Source organism: Paenibacillus sp. AK121 (assembly GCF_019042715.1).
Lineage (GTDB): Bacteria > Bacillota > Bacilli > Paenibacillales > Paenibacillaceae > Paenibacillus > Paenibacillus polymyxa_C.
Window position 1 is genome coordinate 11,537 of the sequence record NZ_JAHPJM010000005.1, and the last position, 21,751, is coordinate 33,287.

Sequence of the window (21,751 nt, forward strand, 5' to 3'; positions counted from 1 at the left end):
GAATCCATAGGGCATTTTCCCAAGATTTCCTGTGCTTATTGCAATCAATTGCTAGATGGGTTATACAGAGCTTTTATTATCTTGTAAGAATTAAGTCCTACGTGTAAAATTGTTCATAGTTCATTGGGCTCATTTAGTAGGAGGAGAAACATGGCAAGAAGCAGAATTGTTCTAAGGTCTGGCTGACATGGTCATACTGATAGCATAATAAATTGCTAGAGCAAGGGGATGAAGTGGTTCTTTCGCAAGTACAAAGTTACTTGAAACCGTGAACGTATATAGAGTATTGTGTAATGATGAGTTATCGAAACTCACATCTTAGATAATGTTCTTACACCGATCGGGAAGGGTTAGCGGATGGCTATCCCTACTTGGTGCTGCTATGCCCTATTCACATGTACTATACAAAATAAAAAGAAAATGAATGATAACAAATTGTTGTGATTTCATGGTTGGAGGATTTATTATGTCAAAAAGTGTTTCTTCGTCCTTTATTATTATTATAGGATCGATGCTATTTGCCTTATTTTTTGGTGCAGGGAATCTAATCTTCCCACCTATGCTTGGTCAAATGGCTGGAGAGAATGTATGGATAGCCAATGCGGGTTTCTTGGTTACCGGAGTTGGTTTACCGTTACTAGCCATCACTGCCTTTGTTTTTTCAGGCAAAAGCAATTTACAAACTTTAGCGAGTCGGGTACATCCTGTATTCGGGATTGTCTTTACAACGATCCTTTATCTAGCCATTGGCCCTTTATATGCAATTCCAAGAACCGGTAGTGTGTCGTTTGAAATTGGAGTAAAACCTTTCTTTTCAAACCATACAGATCATCCTGTCGCACTTTTTGTATTTACAATTCTTTTTTTTGGAGTTGCATGCTTGTTATCACTTAACCCTACAAAAATTATTGATGTGATCGGAAAGTTTTTAACCCCCATTAAATTGACATTCATTGGAATCCTGGTGGTTGTAGCTCTTATTCACCCCATAGGAGCCTTCCAAGCACCTGCTGAAGGCTATACTTCGCACGTCTTTTTCAAAGGTTTTCAAGAAGGTTATTTAACATTGGATGCTCTTGTAGCCTTTATTTTTGGAATTATCATTGTGAATGCAATTAAGGAAAGAGGAGTTACTGCCAAAAAAGAGCTTATGATTATTTGTGCTAAATCGATAACCATTGCGGTTGTCCTCTTAGCATTTATCTATACGTCTCTTGCCTACATGGGAGCTTCTAGCGTTGAAAAACTGGGTGTTTTAGAAAATGGTGCTGAGGTGTTAGCCAAGGTTTCATCCTATTATTTTGGATCTTACGGCTCCATTTTATTAGGCTTAATGATTACAGTAGCGTGTTTAACGACAAGCGTAGGGCTTATTACGTCCTGTTCTTCCTTTTTTCATACCTTGTTTCCGAAAGTTTCTTATAAAAGAATTGCTCTCATGTTATCCATATTTAGTACCATTGTAGCCAATATAGGTTTAACACAGCTCATTAAGGTTTCAACGCCAGTGTTAATTGCAATATATCCTATTGCGATTTCTCTAATATTTTTAACATTTTTACATTCCGTGTTTAAAGGAAAATCAGAAGTATATCAAGGCAGTTTAATATTAACCTTCATTGTTAGTCTATTTGACGGCTTGAATGCTGCTGGAATAAAAATTAAAGTAATTAATGACTTTTTCACTCAAATTCTTCCGTTATATGATGTAGGATTAGGCTGGTTAATTCCCTCTGTTTTAGGAGGAGTAGGAGGTTATATATTCTACTATATTAAACGAAGAAAAATTGTCCTTATACTTATGAAGCCAAAAAATAAATGATTTGCTTATTCGGTGAATTGGACATGTATAACAAAAAGAAAGAACGAACGGAGAACTGGATCTTCCGTTCGTTCTTTCTTTTTGCAACTTTACTGGCTTCTATTCAAATCAAAATCATGCTTTTTAGTCTGTTATAGCAGGGACAGCAAGCGCTTGATCTGCTTCGTGCTGCTTGCGGTATAGCGAAGGAGTCAGACCGTTCCATTTTTTAAAGGTTGCAATAAAATAGCTTAGATTTTCAAATCCCACATCCAGCGCAATATCAACTACTTTGCGGTCACTTTGCTCTAGCAACCTGCAAGCCTTTTGAATCCGCTGATAGTTGATATATTCAACCGGACTTTTCTGCACCATCTGCTTGAAGAAACGACAGAAATGTCCCTCGCTCATCCCAACCTCATCTGAGATCTCTCGCAAACGAATGGGCTCATGCGCATGACTGTTGATGTACGCCAGTGCTTTTTTGATCCGTTCGACCTTGTTGCGTTGACTCGCCATAACCACGTCTTCTCCGTTAGCCGGAGTCATATGCGGGAACAGGCAGGCGATTATGCTATAGAGTTGTGCTTTGGTGGTCAGCTCACGGGCAGGCGCATTCTGTTCATGGCTGGTGATAATACGTTTCAACGCGGTCAATAGCTCCTGCTCCCAAGACTGTACACCGCGAATGTGAGGGGGAGGGACTAGCTTTTTATGGATAAACGGTTCAATAAACTGGGTCTGAACTGTATCTTGCGTGCGGCTGTGCAGCATGTCCGGGTGAAACACCACCGCAGAAAATACACAGCGAGGACTTTTTTGTAAATAACCGGCGTGAAGCTCGCCACTGTTTACAAAAAGGGCTTCACCTTCGCTAACCTCCGTATAGACCATATCCGTCTGAAATACAGCACTCCCCTGTTCTACTACGATAAACTCCATTTCCTCATGCCAATGGGACTCCAATATACGATTTCCGTTCAATTGCTCTACACTAGGATATACGCTGACTGGATACATGGGATTGCCGTGAATGCGGTTTTCTCGTAACATTTCCTTTTGCATTTCATTGATTCCTCTCGGCAAACTGATTTATATAGGAAACATCAAAATATTGATACTAAACGTCAAAATAAAGGAAGTAAACCCTTACATAAATCAATATTATTATAGTAAGGATTTCGAAAAAATCCAATAAGCGATTTGGGAACAAGGAATATAAAAGTCGAGACGGAGGAAGAGACAGATGAAATTTACTGATGGCTATTGGTTGGTTCGCAAGGGCTATGAAATACAAAATCCTGCTGACATCCGTGATATCGTGACGGACGATGCTTCCATGACGGTATATGCAGCAACCCACCGGATCGAGCACAAAGGGGATACGCTGAACGGGGCGTTACTGAAAGCGACCTACAGCTCTCCCATGCCGAATGTTATTCGGGTGCGTCTGAACCACCATAAGGGACGGATGCATCATGGACCAGATTTTGAAATTCACACCTTGCCGACAGAGGTGGCTATTACGGTGGGTGAGGATGTAGCGGTGCTGAAAAGCGGCGATCTGAGTGTGCGAGTCGGTCGTGGAAAGAGCTGGGACGTAGGCTTTTATGTCAAGGATCGTAAAGTCACAGGCAGTGGGCATCGGGGACCAGGCTATATTACGGACCCACAGGGTCAGCCTTTTTTCCGGGAGCAGCTGGAGCTGGGCATGGGAGAGTACGTATACGGTCTTGGAGAGCGTTTCACTCCGTTTGTGAAAAATGGTCAGGTCGTTGATATTTGGAATGAAGATGGCGGGACCAGCAGTGAACAGGCGTACAAAAACATTCCATTTTATTTATCCAATAAAGGGTACGGTGTCTTCGTCAATCATCCGGAAAAGGTATCCTATGAGATTGCATCGGAAAATGTTTCGAAGGTACAGTTTAGCGTTTCTGGCGAATCGTTAGAGTATTTTATTATTGGTGGAGCTAATCCTAAGGAGGTACTGGACAATTATACCAAGCTGACAGGCAAGCCTGCATTGCCGCCGGCCTGGACCTTTGGTTTGTGGCTGACCACTTCGTTCACGACTGATTATGATGAAGCGACAGTAAACCATTTTGTGGACGGGATGGCTGAACGGGATCTGCCACTCTCGGTATTCCATTTTGACTGCTTCTGGATGAAGGAATACCAATGGTGCGATTTCCAGTGGGATCAAGATATGTTTCCAGATCCGGAAGGCATGCTGCAGAGATTGAAAGCTAAAGGTCTCAAAATTTGCGCATGGATCAATCCGTATATTGCAGAAAAGTCCATATTGTTTGATGAAGGCATGGAGAATGGCTACTTGGTTAAAACAGCCGATGGCAGTGTGTGGCAGTGGGACATGTGGCAGGCGGGAATGGGGCTGGTTGACTTCACGAATCCGGCTGCAGTTGCCTGGTATCAGGATAAGCTGAAGGTGCTGATCGATCAAGGCGTGGATTGCTTCAAAACCGACTTTGGTGAGCGTATTCCAACAGATGTAGTTTATTTTGATGGCTCTGATCCAATGAAAATGCATAATTACTATACGCATTTGTACAACAAAGCTGTGTTTGATGTGCTGGAGGAAAAGCTGGGCAAAAATGAAGCCGCATTATTTGCACGTTCTGCCACAGCCGGGGGACAACAGTTCCCAGTTCACTGGGGCGGAGACTGCTCGTCCACGTATGAGTCGATGGCAGAATCCTTGCGGGGCGGATTATCGCTTGGCTTGAGTGGTTTTGGCTTTTGGAGCCATGATATTAGCGGCTTTGAACTAACGGCTGCGCCGGACTTATACAAACGGTGGGTACAGTTTGGACTGTTATCCTCCCATAGTCGTCTACACGGAAATGTGTCATATCGTGTTCCTTGGCTGTTTGACGAAGAGTCAGTCGACGTAGTGCGCAGCTTTACCAAACTCAAATGCTCGCTGATGCCACACCTGTATGCAGCTGCTGTGGAATCCTCGGTGAAGGGACTGCCGATGATGCGGGCTATGGTTTTGGAATTCCCGCAGGACCCTACCTGTGCCACGCTGGATCTACAATACATGCTGGGGGATTCCATTTTGGTAGCCCCGATCTTTAATAAAGAAGGCAATGTACAGTATTATGTACCAGAGGGTCAATGGACGAATTTGCTAACGAATGAAATCGTATCTGGCGGTCGTTGGGTCAACGAGCATCATGATTTTACAACCTTGCCTGTGCTCGTGAAGCCAAACACATTGCTGGCCATTGGTCATGAGGATCGTCGTCCGGATTATGATTATGCAGATCAAGTGACGCTTCATTTGTTTGAGCTCGGTGAAGGGCAACAGGCCCGCACGGTCGTCGTGAATACATCAGGTGAAGAAGAGCTAACGGTTACTGCCAGCCGCAAGGATTCTGTCATTAGGGTGAAGGCCGAAGGGGCCGTTAAACCGTGGTCGTTAGTACTGCGCGGTATCCATGAGGCTGTTCAAGTGAAGGAAGGCAGCAGTCTGGCGGGAGAACAGGGGTTAATCATTACACCAGCCTCCAGCGGACAGCAAGAGCTCACTATTCACTTGGCCTAGGTTAGGAGTTCATCCGTGGATGGATAGATTATATTGTAGCGATTATCTTGCAAAAAAAAGGGCTTGCCTGATACAAACAGGCAAGCCCTTTTTGATGTGGCATCCGATAAAGAATATCTTCAACTTTAGCATTGATATCATACCCTATACATTTTGCTGAAGTAGTAGTGGTACAAGGTACTGCCGGAAAATATCCACAGGAGTCTGTTTCTTTTTAAATTTATCAGCCGTGAGGACAACTACCAAGTCATAAGAGGGGACCACAATAATGTATTGCCCACCAAAGCCGAGTGCGTAAAAAAAGTCTGTTTCCGTTCCTGTCTCTCTCTCATCTGAAAAGGAAGAAGCCCACCAGTGAAAGCTGTAATATGCTTTTTGTGGTTTGGAGGCTGGAAGAAATGGACGGGTCGAATATCGGACGGTCTCTGTCTGGATGATCTGCCGTCCTTCCCAGCTTCCTTCGTTCAGATAAAGTCGCCCGAATTTGAGCATGTCCAGCGGTCTGAGATGCAGCCCAAAGCCCCCGGTGTGAGTGCCTTGCGGATCGGTTTCCCACTGATAGTTATCGATACCAAGTGGCTGGAATAATTGCTCCTCGGCAAATTCAGCAACGGCTTGTCCAGAGGCAGAACGCAGCAAGGTGGCCAAAAGTTGAGAACAGCCAGAGCTGTACTCCATTCGCGTACCTGGTATATCCGATAATGGCTGTGAAAGCACAAATTGCACCCAATCGGACGTTTTGCTCATGGTAGGAAAAGAATTTTGTCCCCCAAATTCCGTCCAGTTAAAGCCAGCAGACATCGTCAGCAGGTGTTCAATCGTAATATCACGCTTTCGAGGGTCACTGTCTTTGGCTAACTGGGGGAAAAATTCGAGGATCGGTGTCTCTGGTTTGGGTACCAGTCGTTGATCCATAGCAATACTAACTAATGCAGAAATCACACTTTTGGTACAGGAATTTATTTTATAGAGTTCGTTGGCGAATTGAGGCTCACGGTAGTAATCCATGATCGTATGTCCCTGTTGCTCAATAAGACAGCTACGGGTTTCCAACTCGTTAAGCACGTGAAAAAGTGGTTTGAGCTCCAGACTTTTCATGCAGATCCTCCTTGAGGCTTATAGCATACCATTACATAGTATATCATTTTTAATCATCCGAATCCGACAAGTATAAACGAATAATGGTTCTTATCTTTTTCCCTAATTTGAATTTTTTTGTTTTTTGATATTAATAAATATATATATGTTCACTAAAAAGACACAAATATATTTGAAAATCTATACACTTTTTCGGTTTCATTTAAAAAAACAGATCAATAAAACGATATATAGTAAGTTGAACATTTTATTTTGAAACAACTGGGGGACCAATTCATGAACTTAACAATTAAGACCAAAATGATTCTCAGCGCGATACTGATCCCAAGTGTGATTGCTGCCATGCTGCTGACCAATTACATTTTAAGTGTACATAGTGAGAATGAGTACAAAGATATTATGAACCGTGAAGAGGCGATTGCGTATAACTCCAAGTCTCTGCAATTTTTGTTAAACGGGATATCCAATGATGAGCGGGCATATTTGTTGACTCGTGACGAACAGTATGGGAACGAGATCGGAAACAAGCAAAATGAAGTTGCAAAGTTGTTACAGGAGACAGAAGCTCTGCTCAATACAGGCAATGAGGATACAAAGAAGAAGATGACTGATCTCAAAACAGGGATTAATACCTATATGAATCAAGTTCATAGTCTACTGACTACAGCGGGGTATAAGAGTACAAGAGATGATGCCTTCCCGCCATTTTCTGAATTGCTCGATGATTTTGAAAACGAACGGGTTTTGCGCAAGCAACTTGATACCAAGGTGGTAGCATTTGTCAAAGCGCAGGAAGATATGGTAACGGTGAAAATACAGCAGGCGCATCAAACGATGACGAATACAACCTTAATTACGAGCATTGTAGGGCTTTTGGTTATTATTTACAGTATTGCTCAATCTATCGTTTTGATTCGTTCTATTCGTCCATTACACCATATGAATGAGCAGCTGTTGCAAATGTCTCAAGGTGGAGGAGATTTGCGAAGTAGACTGGATATTACGTCCAAAGACGAAATCGGTATGATTGCGAGCTCCTACAACAAGCTTATTGAAGGGTTCCGCAATATCATTGTGGATGCTCAGGATACGGCTCGTACATTAACCGTAACCGCAGAGCGTGTTAACGTCAGTACTGAGGAAATGAATCAGGCCAATCGTCATACCTCCGGTGTAATGGAAGAGCTTGCGACTGGTATGGAGCATCAGGTCGATGATATTACACAAACTACAGATACCATAAAAGAGCTTGCCAACGAGCTGGAACGGATTGCTGCCACAAGCGAGCAGGTATATGAATTGTCTGATACAGCTGCTAAAGATGCAGAAGCAGGGGAACAATCAATTGGTCAGGCTATGCGTCAGATGGAGAAGGTAAGCGAAAGTGTAGACAGCTCTGCACGTGCTGTACGTTCACTTAGTGAACAGGCGGAGCAGATTGGCATGATCGGATCTGTTATTACCGGATTTGCCAAACAGACTGGAATGCTGGCGCTTAATGCGTCCATTGAAGCGGCAAGAGCGGGAGAACAGGGCAAAGGATTTGCTGTTGTGGCCTCTGAGGTAAGAAGATTGTCCGAGCAAGTATCAGTTTCAGCAGCAGAAATCACACAGTTTGTGCAAAATATTCAGGAGCATGTTGGGCATGTCGCTTCAACCATGCAGTCTGGAACAGTTGAAGTGCAATCTGGCGTAAAGGTCATGCAATCCGCTGAAACTGCATTTCGTCAGATTGGAAGTTCCATTCAACAAGTCAGCGAGCAGATTCACAGTGTAAACCGGTCTGTAGAACAAATGTCCGGTGGATCTGAGCGAATGGTGAAGGCCGCGGAACGCATCCGTGAAGTAGCGGAGCAGACGGCAGGAGGAACCCAAAGCGTCAGTGCGGCGGCTGAAGAGCAACTGGCTTCCATGGAGGAAATTGCATCGTCCATTCATACTGTGGCGGATATGTCGCAATTGCTAAACGCAAGGGTCGGTGGTTTTAAAGTATAGCCGTATAAATTCCCACCAATGTAAACACAATAACATCTGTTGAACGAATCTGGACAGCTGTGTGTTATTACTTTTGCAAAGGTGGTAACGGGATGCAACAAAATAAAGGGAATCTGGTTGCATTAGGTTCCATCCCGCTGATGATGACGCTGGGTAATTCCATGCTGATTCCGGTTTTACCGGAAATCGGACGTAAGCTACATGTAAGCTCCTTTCGGATTAGCATGTTGATTACAGTGTATGCGGTGGTGGCCATTTTACTGATACCGATTGCGGGCTATCTATCCGACCGATTTGGCCGTAAAGCAGTGATTGTTCCCTGTCTGATTCTGACTGTGATCGGAGGGGGAATTTCTGCGGTGGGAGCATGGTTGCTTCATGACCTGGCAGCATACTGGACCATTATTGCAGGTCGACTACTTCAGGGCGCAGGAGCTGCAGGGGCTTTTCCTATAGTCATTCCGCTTGTGGGCGATCTGTACGAGAATGAGGATGAAGCCAGCAAGAACCTGGGGGTAGTCGAGACCTACAACACATTCGGTAAAGTATTAAGTCCGATTCTCGGTGCTGCGTTGGGCGCTATGCTATGGTTTTTGCCATTGGCAGTGATTCCGGGTCTCTGTCTGATTTCGCTTATTTTGGTCATTTGGCTGATCCATGTGCCCAAGCGTAAAAATCAACCGATTATGTTTCGAGAATTTGTGGGGAATGTGAAGCAGGTGCTTGCCGAAAAGGGACGCTGGCTCTACGCTATTTTTGCTATGGGCGGTATTTGCATGTTTGTCATTTTTGGCGTCTTGTTCTACTTATCCGACATACTGGAAAGTCGCTACAACCTCCATGGCGTCTGGAAGGGCTTTGTGCTGGCTATCCCGCTTATTTCCCTCTGTCTGTGCTCTTATTTAGGTGGCAAAGTTATTGGCAAGCACAAAAAACGTATGAAATGGATCGGTTTCGGAGGTTTGGCCATATTGACGATTAGCTTTGCCATTCTCGGATTTTTTCAACATATTTATGCGGTGATTGGCCTGTTTACGCTAGGCGGCGGCGGTATTGGGCTCGCACTCCCTTGTTTGGATGCACTGATTACCAAGGGAATTGAAAAAGAGGAGCGCGGAACCATCACTTCCTTGTACAGCAGTATGCGCTTTGTCGGAGTATCTTTAGGTCCGCCGGTTGTATCTTTGCTGATAGGCCGCAGTGGACATGGTCTGCTTTTTGGCGTCATGGCCGCAGTGGGTGGAATTGCGGCTCTGCTGATGTTATTTGCGGTCAAGCCAGAACAGGATGAACCAGCAGGGGACAAATCCAGTGATCGCAACAATAAGAGTGAGGGAATGACATACATTTCTCGAGAAAAGCCTCTTTCTTCTAAGCTTAGACACAAAACCCCTGCGAAATATAAATAAATTGCAAATGAAAAAGCACCCGTATTCCATGAAATAAAGCCATGGTAACGGGTGCTTTTGATATTTGAGCGAGTATAGATGGATACTCATTCTAAAGAATAGTCTTATCCCTCCAGAGGGACATTTCTTTTAGGCTTGCGGCTTGCGATGATCTGAATGACATAAATCAGCAAGAACAACACAACAAACAGCGACGAAAGACGATACATCCATGCATAATCACTGGCTTTGGCGATAACGCCAAGTATAAGCGCTCCGGCTGCGACCCCGAAATCGAGGGAATTGAGAAACATACCGTTTGCCATGCCTCTCTGTTTAGGTGACACAACCTGAATCATCCAGGTTTGCAACGTTGGCTGCATAACACCAAACCCGATACCGTAGCAAAGAGCAGACAGATACATAAAGGCGTCACTGTGTGCGTAGGAAAGCAGGATCAGACCGCCAATGAGAAACAGGGAACCGGGGATGAGCAGCGCCTTTGCCCCTTTTTTATCATATATACGACCCGAGAAGGGGCGCACGATCAGTACAGATACCGCATTAAACAGGAAAAAGTAGGCCGGGTGCGCAAGATTAGCTTCATCTCCATAAAGCGCCATAAAACCGAGCAACCCGCCATATGTGATAGACATCAACATGTTCAATAAGGCGGGGATCCACAATTTACGGTTAAATGCTGGTTTGCGTCCTTCTTCCAAAGGAACCATAGGTGGTTCGACGTGCCCCTTAGGCAGTGTGCGAATGAGCCAGTAAGCTAGAGGGAAAATGACAACAATGACAGCGGCTGTCGAATAGACAAGCAGGTTAAAACTGCCGTATTGCAGCATCGAAATACCGATAGTTGGCCCAATAGACATCGCTAAACTTGTGGACAGACTAAAAAATCCCATTCCTTCACCAAGACGTTTGGGAGGGATGACGTCAGTGACCATTGTTGGAAAGGCAGTGCTGCTCATACCAAAGCCAATCCCAAACAGCATACGCATGAGTAGGAGCACCGCAATTGTCGGTGAAACACTATATCCCAGCGTTCCTGCTAATGCAAACAGCAGTCCAACGAAGATCAGGGCGCTGCGATGTCCTTTTTCCAGCATACGGGCAGAAAAAAGCCTTGCGACAATTGCACTTAATGCGAACAAAGTCGTAACAAGACTGACCTGCACGGAGGTAGCGTGGAACGCATTTTTCACATAGGAAGGAATGGAAGATACAATCATCTGTAGTTCGAGAAACAAAAATAAATTGGAAACCGTAAGAACGATAAATTCCTTGGTCCAAAGAGGTTGCTTGCCTTGTTGCATATTAATCGTTCTCTCCTTGTTTTTCTGATTCAGTCATGTTGGTATGAATTTGTAAAAGAATGTGGCGGAATTGCTTTAGATCGGCAGAGGAAATTCCTTTTACAAAATCGTGGTTGGCATCCCGTTCGACGGGGAGGGTCTCCTCCACAAGCTGTCGACCAGCTTCAGTCAAATGAAGCAAATAGGCCCGGCGGTCCTGCGGGCTATTCACACGTCGTACCCAGCCCTTCTTGTCCAACAAATCAATAATACGGGTCGTAGTGGGCTGATCCTTTACGGCCTTAGCTGCAATTTCTTTCTGATTTAAACCCTCGGCCTGATAGATTTGGTATAGAACCGACCATTGCTCTGGGGAAATATCATAAGGTTTAAGACGATGCAAGAGCTGTTGACTCATTTTGCGATGAGTAATCCCAAGCAACATCCCAATAGAACAATCGGGAGGCAAATTGTTCATAGGGTACTCCTTTCTATTTTTCCGTACAGGGATACTTTGAAATTAATTAGTTGTTATAACAATTATATGAACAACAAGTTGTTTTGTCAAAAGGAGTGCAAAAAACAGCCCGTAAAAACGGGCTGTTGGGGTATTAGTACAATATAGTTTACCATGACTGGCGAATTAAGCTTTAGGTACAGTTTCCCAATCTTTAAGGAAGCGTTCGATACCGCTATCTGTCAGCGGATGTTTCCACAGGGAAGGAAGCAAGGAACCTGGAATGGTGGCGATATGTGCACCAGACAGGGCAGCGTCTTCTACATGCTTAATGTTGCGGATGGAAGCCGCGATGATTTCCGATTTCAGACCATGAATGTCCAAAATTTGTCTCAGATCGCGGATCAGCTTCATACCGTCAACAGCGATATCATCCAGACGTCCTACGAACGGGCTGATAAAAGTAGCGCCAGCTTTGGCTGCCATCAAACCTTGAGCTGCGGAGAAAATCAGTGTTACATTCGTTTTGATTCCGTTCTTGGTCAGCTCGTTACAAGCGTACAAGCCGTCTTCGGTCATAGGAAGCTTGATTACCACGTTAGGTGCCCACTTTGCGATGTCATAAGCTTCTGCGAGCATATCTTCAGCCTTGAGGCCAATGACCTCAGCACTTACGGGACCTTCAACGATACTGCAAATCTCCTGAATGACTTCCTTGAACACTCGACCTTCCTTAGCGATCAGGGAAGGGTTCGTTGTTACACCATCAACCAGACCCAAACGTTCAATACGTTTGATTTCTTCAATGTTACCAGTATCCAAGAAAAATTTCATTTGATTTTCCTCCTCAGGTTTATATAGTACATAATACATATCATATGGTGTACATTATGTTCATTTAAATGTAGCATATTGCACACGTTAAACTTATAATTAGTATGTATTACATCTTTAATTGTGACACATTTTAAATTTGAAAACAAGCGGTCTATGATTAAAATTTGATGAATTGTCGAAACATGCTGAAATTTACTGATCTGTGCTCATTTATAATGTATACTACCCCATTCCATAAGGAGGTAATCATTATTCAACTGTCAGATAGACAGCGGGAAATTGTGGATATTGTTCAGCGTCTAGCGCCTGTTACAGGGGATAAAATTGCTGAAGAGCTGGGACTATCGCGGCCGACTTTGCGTTCTGACCTTGCGTTGCTGGTTATGCTCGGGCTAGTAGATGCCAAACCAAAGGTGGGCTACTTGCCAGGACGGGATCCAAAATATGATAGCTATATCGGCAGTATGCTTAAAAAGCTGACGGTGGCAGATATACTTAGTGAGCCGATTTTGATTTCAAGTAGTGCTACAGCTTATGATGCGGTATTAATGCTGTTTCAGCAAAATACAGGCACGCTGATGGTCACAGGGGAGGATCAGGAGCTCATCGGTATTGTTACCCGCAAAGATTTGCTGAAGGTCATGCTGGGACATACCGATCTTCACACTGTCCCGGTGACCATGGCCATGACTCGCCGGGCCCAAATGACGACGCTTGCTCCAGGAGATTCTTTATTGGAAGCAATATCGAGACTGGTTCGACATCAGGTGAATTGTCTTCCAGTTTTGGACGAGCAATGCACTTCCTTGGCTCCAATTCAAGGATTAGTAGGGCGTGTGACAAAAACGGATATTATGAACGCCATTCTGAGTTTGACAGAAGAAAAGACGTAAAACATGAATAAGGGGGCCTTATATGTACTGGTTGGCCATGCTGACGATGCTGATTGACCATGTCGGACTGGTGTTTTTTCCGACAGACCCAGCTTGGAGAATTGCCGGGAGGCTTGCTTTTCCAATCTACGCGTACGCTCTCTATATGGGATATACCCGTACCCGAAATATGCGGAGCTACATGCTTCGCCTGCTCGGACTAGCCTTGATCTCCCAGGTGCCCTATATGCTGGCCTTTGATGTACACAGACCCAATGTGATCTGGACGCTACTGACGTCGTTGCTCGCGCTGGCTGCTGCATCTCGCATGAAGCATTGGGCGGCTATAACGGGTCTGTACGTCCTCATAGCTCTGTTCATGGAGCTCAGCCAGATGGATTACGGAGCTTATGGTCTGCTGCTTGTTCTCATTTATCGATACACCCGTTCATATATGATGATTGCTGCCCATTTTGTTTTGAATGTTGTGTATGATATGGTACACCATGCGAATATTCAGCACTTTAGTCTGCTGTCCAGCATTCTGATTGTATGTTTTGCCACTGAGGAGAGCGGATTTTATCGTCGGGTACCGCGTTGGTTGTGGCGCAGCTTTTATCCGGCACATCTAGCTGTGATTGCGCTAATTCGCATCTGGCCCTAAACTTGAAACCATACAATAAAAGAACCTTTACAATCCTGACATAAAATGATTGTAAAGGTTCTTTTTATTCTTAAATAAACTATGGTGTTCAGGATGCCTCATTCGGACCTTGGGCAAAAGGAAGTGGGCGAAGGGGAGCCCCTTCTTTCATATATTGCACCAATACTTCCGGAATATTGTGTATTCCACCTGCATTGACGCGATAGCCGTTCGTTTGCCCTGGTGAGTTAATTCCTCGTTTCACCGTGAACGTAACGTCAATTCCCAAGGAACGGCAAATTTCCAACGTCTCCTTGGTATAGCCCCCATAAGGAAAGGCCAGTACATTTTGATCATTGTGCAGATGTTTGAATAGCTTTTTGTTAGCCATGTCCAAATCGGTATAAACCCGCTGTTTGAACTCATCCTCAGTTTCCATTCGCCCCAGCTTTTTCGAATACACCGGACCCATCAGAAGCGGTTTTTGTTTGGTGCGCGTGGTGTTGGAGTATCCGTACGAATGCTCGTCATTGGTATGACTGTAAAAATCAATGCCCTCTGCATGCATCTGATGAATTTGATCCCATGTCAGCTTAGGTATACCAATATGTTTAGGATTGCTGATTGTGGATGTAATGAGAAAATTGGTAGCCGGAACATGATATTTCTTCAACACGGGAAAAGTGTCCGTATAAAAGGATTCATATCCGTCGTCAAATGTCATAAGGACCGCATTATCGGGAACTTTGCCTTTATGTAAAATAAAATCTGTATACTCTTTCATGGTGATCCAATGAAAGCCATTTGCTTTCATTTCGTCCAACTGTTTCGTTAAATTACTAAGCTTGAGAGCACCGGGATCAGGTGGAGTCTTGGTCACTTCATGATACATCAGGACAATGACTTTGTTTTGGTAATATACCCTATCTGGTGTAGGCGTCAGTGAAAATAAATGGCGTACCAGTCGATCTGCATTAGCAGTGCGTGTACGATGAGTTCCTTTTACTACAGGTGTGTGATAAATGCTACGTGCTTCATACACCAAAATCCCTAGAATAGCTACCAAGCTTATGATTAGCAATGTTCTTTTTAAAAAAGTGTGTTTCATTGAATGACATCCCCCGCATGCAAAAAATTCTGAAAGTATAGAGGTTTATACTAAATATGAAACTAGCAAAATCTAGTCTATCATACCGAAAACACGCGGGGGAAATATCACAACTTTGTTACCTCTGTGTTGCTTGTGCAGATATCGAAGATGAGGCCGGGAAGTAACCGATCTCGACAGCATGCTCGATCATATTGCGAATAAACTCCAGGTCGGTTACCGGACACTGGACGCCAGCTTGTTCCAGCAGAGCTGTGGTTACAGAGCAGCCGTAACGGTAGGTCGAATCCTTGGCGCCATCACCTTCGAGTTGCCCCATAGCAAGGTGAAGTGCATCTTCCTGAATGCCAGAAGACGGATTCAGCAGCCAAGCGCTGTAATCGTCAAAAGGCAGGGTTTCTACTGCGTAACCGAGCTGGTTTACCATAGCGATCAGTTCATCATATGGCAGTGGGTTCGGATTACAGATGTGGAAAATGCGGTTCGCACTTTTTTGCTTGACGGACAGTTCTACAATAGCACGGCTGGCGTAATCAATCGGTGTAAAGTCTGTATGCCAATCGGCTTGTGGAGCTTTGCCCAGCAGCAGCATCGCTTTCATCATACGATAATAAGCATTGCTGTCGATATTACGCTGGAAGCGTCCGTTGGCCGAATGGGCGGTCAAATTACCGGCACGGTAGATCGAGACAGGCGTACCTGCTTGAGCTGCTTGGAATAATAGCTTCTCTGCCGCAAGTTTACTGTTCGTGTACAGGTTGTCCACGTGCAGTTCATCTGGGAAGGCAGAGAGTTCTAATGTTGATTCCCATTTTCCTTCGTTTGCAAGATCCTCTGGTATTCCCATAGTGGAAACGTGATGGAAGGAGACTCCTGGTTTAGCTTGAGCGATTTTTAGCAGTTCCAATGTTCCGGTCACATTCGTGCGATCGAAGGTTGCCGAATCACCAAAATGGCGAACGTCAGCGGCGCTGTGAATGATACCGTCGATGTGGTGCTCTAGCATATGGCGGTCGACAGAAGAGAGACCAAGATCAGCTTGCTCTAGATCCCCATAGACAGCCTTCACCCGTCCTTCCATCAAGCTGGAGATATCTTGACCAAAATATCCTGTCAATACGGATTGAATACGCTCAAAGCCAGATGGACCGTCCTGAGAAGGGCGTACCATTGCGTATACTTTGGCTTCTGTCCGGTGGAGCAGGTCATACAGAATGTGTGAACCCAGATATCCCGTGGCTCCGGTCAACAAAATCACGCGCAAGTCGCGGATTTCAGCTAAATCTGAAGTGCCAGGCAACTCAATAGGATGTTCATTCAAATCTGTTTTTTCCTGAGAAATCGCGAGTGACTTGCGCTGAGGCGCTTGTTCTGTACCTAATTGCTCTACATATTCAGCAAGCTCACGAACAGTTTTGTAGCGGAAGAAGTCTCCAATACGCAGCGCGCCATAACGCGGCTTCAGAATAGCCAGCACATGAATGACACGAAGCGAATCGCCTCCGATCAGGAAGAAATCGTCGGTCGCGCCAATGTTATTTTTACCAAGCACTTGTGTCCAAGCTTCGGCAATCAGTGTTTCAGTTCCTTCGCGGAGAGGTTCCCCGCTGGACGTAACATCAGACACTTCAGGAAGTGGCCGCAGGGCCAACTTTTTACGATCGATCTTGCCAGTTGGTGAAATAGGCATGGCTTCCAGATGAACAACATGGGTCGGTACAAAATAGGAAGGCAGCTTGCCTCCAATATAAGACTGAATAACGTCCTGTGGAATGGTCTGTCCGTCCGAAGTGGTGAAATAGCCAACTAACATATTCTGATCTGTGTGATCCTTGACAGCAACGACAGCTACGTCCTGAACACCTGGATGTTTGGAGAAATGGTCTTCAATTTCTCCTATTTCAATCCGGTTCCCCCGAATTTTGAGCTGCGAATCCTTCCGGCTTACGTATTCAATCGTACCGTCTGGCAGTAGCTTGGCGATATCCCCCGAACGGTACATTTTCTCACCCGGGACAAATGGATTGTCCACGAACGATTGGGCTGTACGCTCCGGCTGGTGGAGATAGCCATGGGCCAACGCAGGCGTAGCAATGCATACTTCGCCCGGAATATTGACAGGACAGAGCTTATTATCGTCGTTAACGATGTACACTTTGTAATTGTAAATCGGCTTGCCGATCGGGATATTAACGACATGCTCAGGTACGGCACCACGAACCCGATGGGTCGTCGTCGCTACGGTGCATTCGGTAGGTCCGTATACGTTTACGATGTCGGTATCTGTACCGAATTTGCTTTGGAAGGCCCGAACTTGTGAGCCATACAGCGCTTCGCCTGCTACAGTAACAATTCGAACATTTGCGAGTTTACGATAACCTTCGTCTGACAGGTACGTAGATAGCTGATTAAAGAATACGGTTGGCAAAATAGTAATAATCGTTGTGCCCGTACGTTCGATGGCTTCAGCGAATTCTTCAACAGATACGCGCTCTTCGGAAGACAGCAAGTACAATTTTGCACCGTAAAACAAGGCTCCAATCGTATCCCACACAGAAGCATCGAAGCTATAGGTGGCGAATTGGGTCAATACATCCTGAGGCGTAATATCACAATCGCGTTGTACGACAGCTCCCAGGTTAACGACACCGCGGTGAGCGATCAGGGCACCTTTTGGTTTGCCTGTAGAACCGGAGGTATAGATGACATAAGCTAGATCATCTGGACTTACATCAACGTTTGGATTGCTGGCTGCATAACCTGCCAGTGGTCCGTCAATAGCTAATATTTCTTTTACGGTTTCAATTGACCCGCATAGTTCAGCCGCTTGTTGGGTGAGTGCGGAAGTTGTTAAAACAAATGGAGAACGCGTGTCCTCGACAATGTAGCTACTCCGGTCAGCGGGGTGAGCGGGATCAACAGGAACGTAGACCCCTCCGGCTTTCAGTATGCCGAGCAGGGAAATAACGGTCTCCAAGCTTCGTTCCATGAAGATGGTCACGAATTCACCTTTGGTGAGACCTTTGGATAACAAAACACGTGCAACTTGGTTAGCACGCTCGTTCAATTCACGGTACGTATACTCACCAGTATGGGAAGCAATAGCTGGACGATCAGGGTATTGGGAAGCCGCTTCTTCAAACATTCCGTGAATCGTCTGATGCTCAGGATATTTTACGACTGTATTATTTAAAGCTTCGTGAGCAGCTCGATCTGCGTCCGATAATATGTCAATGGAATTCACAAGTGCATGGCTGTTGTTGAGTGCACCACGCAGAAGGGTTACAAAGTATTCAGCGTAGCGGACCACCGTTGTTTCCAGCAAGAGTGATTGATCATATCGAATCTGTATTTGATAAGTGCCATTGCTCTCACTGACAGCCCAGTCCATAATACGGGATTCTACACCGCTGTCTGTAGGTAGTGTTGTTGAAAATGAAGTATCGGCTTGCGGTTCTGCCAGGAATGCATGAGGCTCACGGAGCATCTCCTGAAATAAGCTTGCCAGTTCATGAAAAGTCGTTTCCTTTTCAACTGTCAACGATGCTGTAAGCAGACCGGATTGAGGCATAAAAGTAGAGAAAGAAACTTCTTCCTCTGCGGATAGACGATATAACCATGCAGTATACGCTGATAAGAGCACCGCCTGTTTGTCTTCCGCAACTTTTTGTTGATTCAGTTGGTCCGAGATGGATGTTCCTAACTCTACTTGATAAGTAGAGGATGTATACTTGCGCTGTATACGTGCAAAATCCAAGGGAACTAGGAATGGGGATGGAGCTGTCTGTGTGCTGTTTTGTAGTAATGAAGCCATTACGCTAACCTCCTGAATGTTTGGTGTTTCAATATAAGTTGTAAATTTAGTAAATGCCTCCGATCCCTTCAAATGGATGAACAGGAGGGAGGCATTACCGAACGACTTACTTATGAAATATACATTGAAATCGATAAATGGATATTATGATTTGGTACGGTTTGTGTCTGCAATTTTGAAATAAGATGTAATTTCTTGAAGCTCTTCAGACATGGAAGTCAGCTTATGGGATGACTCGATGATAGAATCCAAAGAAGCTTTTTGTTCCTCTACCGTTTGCATAATGTGAACACTGTTATTGGCTGTTTTGGTTACGGTGGAGGAAAGATCGTCTGCTGTCGCGGTCATTTCCTGTGTCCCCGCAGATATTTGCTCCGTAGCACTGGATACTTCTTGGATTTGCCATGCTAGATTTTTAGTTGCTTGAAGAATATCATTGAACAATTCGCCTGCTTGTCCAGCAACGACGATACCGTTTTGAACTTCAACGTTCCCTTGCTCCATCGAATTCACAGCTTGTCCGATTTCACTTTGAATTTCTTCAATCAGAGACGTAATTTGTTTAGTTGCTTCCGCAGATTGTTCTGCCAGCTTGCGTACTTCATTGGCCACAACGGCAAAGCCTTTACCTTCTTCACCGACACGCGCAGCTTCTATAGAAGCGTTCAGGGCGAGCAGGTTCGTTTGGCTAGAAATACCTGAAATGGTGCTAATGATATTGCCAATTTCCTGTGAACGGCTGTCCAGCAACTTGATGATACGGGAAGTATTCGTTACTGAATCGGTAATCAAATGCATTTGGGATGATACCTTATCTACAATTTCGTTACCTTCATTGGAACGCTTCTCTACCGAATTGGCTTCTTCCGCCACATTGGAAGAACTGGTAGCAATATTTTGGATGACTGATGCCATTTCAGCCATAGCTCGTGCACTATCGCCTGTCGCTTTTTCCTGTGAACGGATATTATCCGTAATTTCATTGATATTTTGGTTGATGATGTTGGAATTGATTCCGTTTTGCTCGCAGATTGCGAGTAATTCTTTCGCAGATTCATTGACTTCATCAGTAGTCTGCTTCACTTTGGTCATTATGCTGTTAATATGGCTTACCATATCGTTAAAGTTCTGATTCACGAGTCCCAAATCATCCTGGCCAGTATGAATTTGAACATCCAGGTTTCCTCTGCTTACTTCACTGATACCGTACATCAGTTGCTTAATCGGAGACAGTGTGCGTTTTACTACCCAATATTGAAGCGCCAGGCAGATCAGTAGGAATATCACCAAAATGGTAGCGCCGCTAATGAGCAGCTTAGTCAATCCAGCCGGTACAGCCCCAGCATCAGCATCGACCGCAAAATAAGCAAAGATTTTGCCACTAGGATCTTTAATCGGCGTCATCAAAGTCGTCCAAGTACCAAAAGAGTCATCGTAGAAACTGGTGAATGTAGGTTTGCCGGAATCCAGCATACTCGTTACACCTACAGCCACAACATTGGGTTGCTCGTACATAGCGCCGACACCCATCTTTTCTTTTTCAAATGATTCTCTCAGATCTGTTGGCATTGCGACAATGGAGGTCTGATTCCCATTTTCCAGCTCTGTTCCGAAAATATAGGCGTGAGAGATATTCGGGTTCGTGGCCATGATGTTATCTAGATAGGTACGGAGTTTCGTTTGAATGGGTCCATCATAATTTTTTTCTTGAACCGCTTGGGATACTTCATCGGAATTAATGCCCTGCGCCCACTTCAATGTGATTTTTTCCACTTGCCCATGCAATTGGTCAATCAAAATCGTACGTTGGATCAAATAGCTAGACACAATAAGGACTAGCCCGATCAATACGATATTGAAGAAGGATAATAATAAGTTTTTGGTGAAGAATGATAAGCTACTCCACTTTTTCAAAATGTTCCACTCCCTGGTAGTATTTTTGTATATGGTGTTGAACCGCTTATCGAATGAGATAATCAAGTCCCCCTTACAAACACAATAAATAGAGATAATTGACCCTTGATTTTTTTATAATAGGTCTTAAGTCTTTTTCGGACAAGTAAGATATCCCTATATATATGTCGTACGAAAAGCTCTTGAAATGAATACCTAACACAATAAAAAATTAATTTTTAATAGGTAAACGTTGTGTGTATTTCAGTATTTTCCAATTTATACTCACGCTTGAAATTCAAGTTCATTTCAGTCCATAAGCAACTATTCAACAGAAACCATCATACTTTATAATAGAGTCAAATGCACTTATCAATTTGGGACATTTTTCATATTTGAAGCCGCAAATGCTTGATTTATCGCGGTTTACGTGAATTGTTTGCGAAATGAGTCCATGTATCTATGCATAGAGAAGAGGGAAGAGAAGAGTGTCCAAGCTTACGATTTTAAAGGTTGAGAGCAATCACGCGGATCTGCATCATTTGATTCATAGGCTGGATGAAGACTTGCTGAAAAGGTATCCTGCTGATCAAATTTACTTGGTCGATTTTTCCAATCCAAAAGTTAAAAGTATGTTTTTCGCTGTTGTGTATGTGGATGAAAAACCGGTTGCTTGCGGAGGGCTTAGGCCTATAGATGCGGAAGAGATGGAACTTAAAAGATTTTATGTCGATTCCTCTTATCGCAGACAAGGAATTGCGGTCAGCCTATTATCTTTTCTGGAAGAGGAAGCCAGAAAGCGGGGAGTTGTAAGGATTAAACTAGAGACCGGAGCGGCTCAACCTGAGGCAATTGCCTTCTATACCAAGCAAGGGTACGAACCTATTGAACGATTTGGGGAGTATGAATACGATGAAAATAGTCTTTGTTATGGTAAAAAGCTGTCTCTGTCTTTATAAAGCGTTCTCAT

The 21,751-nt window shown here is 44.4% G+C and carries 15 protein-coding genes; 7 read left to right on the forward strand and 8 right to left on the reverse strand.

What is annotated here, in order from left to right; all coding sequences use genetic code 11:
- Positions 1-466 precede the first annotated feature (466 nt).
- Positions 467-1,822, forward strand: coding sequence for a branched-chain amino acid transport system II carrier protein (gene brnQ / locus KSP24_RS10655; RefSeq protein WP_025677948.1), 1,356 nt, complete (start codon positions 467-469; stop codon positions 1,820-1,822).
- Positions 1,823-1,945: 123 nt separating this feature from the next.
- Here the strand turns inward: brnQ and KSP24_RS10660 are convergent, their stop codons facing one another.
- Positions 1,946-2,866, reverse strand: a complete 921-nt coding sequence (locus KSP24_RS10660; protein ID WP_025677946.1) for an AraC family transcriptional regulator — start codon at positions 2,864-2,866, stop codon at positions 1,946-1,948.
- 181 nt (positions 2,867-3,047) lie between these two features.
- Between KSP24_RS10660 and yicI the strand changes: the two genes are divergently transcribed.
- Positions 3,048-5,372: an alpha-xylosidase gene (yicI, locus tag KSP24_RS10665; RefSeq protein ID WP_216975117.1), complete on the forward strand. Its 2,325-nt coding sequence runs from the start codon at positions 3,048-3,050 to the stop codon at positions 5,370-5,372.
- A 144-nt stretch (positions 5,373-5,516) separates the two neighbouring features.
- On the opposite strand, the gene KSP24_RS10670 is transcribed toward yicI, so the two are convergent.
- Positions 5,517-6,470 (reverse strand): serine hydrolase domain-containing protein, encoded by a 954-nt coding sequence (locus KSP24_RS10670; RefSeq protein WP_216975118.1) that lies wholly within the window; start codon positions 6,468-6,470, stop codon positions 5,517-5,519.
- A 276-nt stretch (positions 6,471-6,746) separates the two neighbouring features.
- Here KSP24_RS10670 and KSP24_RS10675 point away from each other — a divergent pair, with 276 nt between their 5' ends.
- Positions 6,747-8,465 (forward strand): methyl-accepting chemotaxis protein, encoded by a 1,719-nt coding sequence (locus KSP24_RS10675; protein ID WP_216975119.1) that lies wholly within the window; start codon positions 6,747-6,749, stop codon positions 8,463-8,465.
- Between the two features lie 92 nt (positions 8,466-8,557).
- The gene (locus KSP24_RS10680; protein ID WP_216975120.1) at positions 8,558-9,874 is read left to right on the forward strand and encodes an MFS transporter; all 1,317 of its coding nucleotides are present in this window, start codon (positions 8,558-8,560) and stop codon (positions 9,872-9,874) included.
- A 104-nt stretch (positions 9,875-9,978) separates the two neighbouring features.
- Here KSP24_RS10680 and KSP24_RS10685 read toward each other — a convergent pair whose 3' ends face one another.
- From KSP24_RS10685 to fsa, 3 genes are all read right to left on the reverse strand, one after another.
- Positions 9,979-11,178 carry an MFS transporter gene (locus tag KSP24_RS10685; RefSeq protein ID WP_216975121.1) on the reverse strand — a complete coding sequence of 400 codons (1,200 nt, stop codon included), beginning with the start codon at positions 11,176-11,178 and terminating at the stop codon, positions 9,979-9,981.
- A gap of 1 nt (position 11,179) precedes the next feature.
- The gene (locus tag KSP24_RS10690; protein ID WP_013370591.1) at positions 11,180-11,635 is read right to left on the reverse strand and encodes a MarR family winged helix-turn-helix transcriptional regulator; all 456 of its coding nucleotides are present in this window, start codon (positions 11,633-11,635) and stop codon (positions 11,180-11,182) included.
- 165 nt (positions 11,636-11,800) lie between these two features.
- Positions 11,801-12,448 carry a fructose-6-phosphate aldolase gene (fsa, locus tag KSP24_RS10695; RefSeq protein ID WP_013370592.1) on the reverse strand — a complete coding sequence of 216 codons (648 nt, stop codon included), beginning with the start codon at positions 12,446-12,448 and terminating at the stop codon, positions 11,801-11,803.
- 185 nt (positions 12,449-12,633) lie between these two features.
- Here fsa and KSP24_RS10700 point away from each other — a divergent pair, with 185 nt between their 5' ends.
- Both KSP24_RS10700 and KSP24_RS10705 read left to right on the forward strand, forming a co-directional pair.
- On the forward strand, positions 12,634-13,344 hold the full coding sequence (locus KSP24_RS10700; RefSeq protein ID WP_137078310.1) for a CBS domain-containing protein: 711 nt from the start codon (positions 12,634-12,636) through the stop codon (positions 13,342-13,344).
- 22 nt (positions 13,345-13,366) lie between these two features.
- Positions 13,367-13,987, forward strand: coding sequence for a TraX family protein (locus tag KSP24_RS10705; protein WP_216975122.1), 621 nt, complete (start codon positions 13,367-13,369; stop codon positions 13,985-13,987).
- A gap of 88 nt (positions 13,988-14,075) precedes the next feature.
- Here the strand turns inward: KSP24_RS10705 and KSP24_RS10710 are convergent, their stop codons facing one another.
- From KSP24_RS10710 to KSP24_RS10720, 3 genes are all read right to left on the reverse strand, one after another.
- Positions 14,076-15,074 (reverse strand): polysaccharide deacetylase family protein, encoded by a 999-nt coding sequence (locus KSP24_RS10710; RefSeq protein ID WP_216975123.1) that lies wholly within the window; start codon positions 15,072-15,074, stop codon positions 14,076-14,078.
- Positions 15,075-15,192: 118 nt separating this feature from the next.
- On the reverse strand, positions 15,193-18,888 hold the full coding sequence (locus tag KSP24_RS10715; RefSeq protein ID WP_216975124.1) for a non-ribosomal peptide synthetase family protein: 3,696 nt from the start codon (positions 18,886-18,888) through the stop codon (positions 15,193-15,195).
- Positions 18,889-19,032: 144 nt separating this feature from the next.
- Positions 19,033-20,802 (reverse strand): methyl-accepting chemotaxis protein, encoded by a 1,770-nt coding sequence (locus KSP24_RS10720; protein ID WP_044785562.1) that lies wholly within the window; start codon positions 20,800-20,802, stop codon positions 19,033-19,035.
- Positions 20,803-21,269: 467 nt separating this feature from the next.
- On the opposite strand from KSP24_RS10720, the gene KSP24_RS10725 reads away from it, so the two are divergent.
- Positions 21,270-21,740 carry a GNAT family N-acetyltransferase gene (locus tag KSP24_RS10725; protein WP_064963137.1) on the forward strand — a complete coding sequence of 157 codons (471 nt, stop codon included), beginning with the start codon at positions 21,270-21,272 and terminating at the stop codon, positions 21,738-21,740.
- Positions 21,741-21,751: the final 11 nt, after the last annotated feature.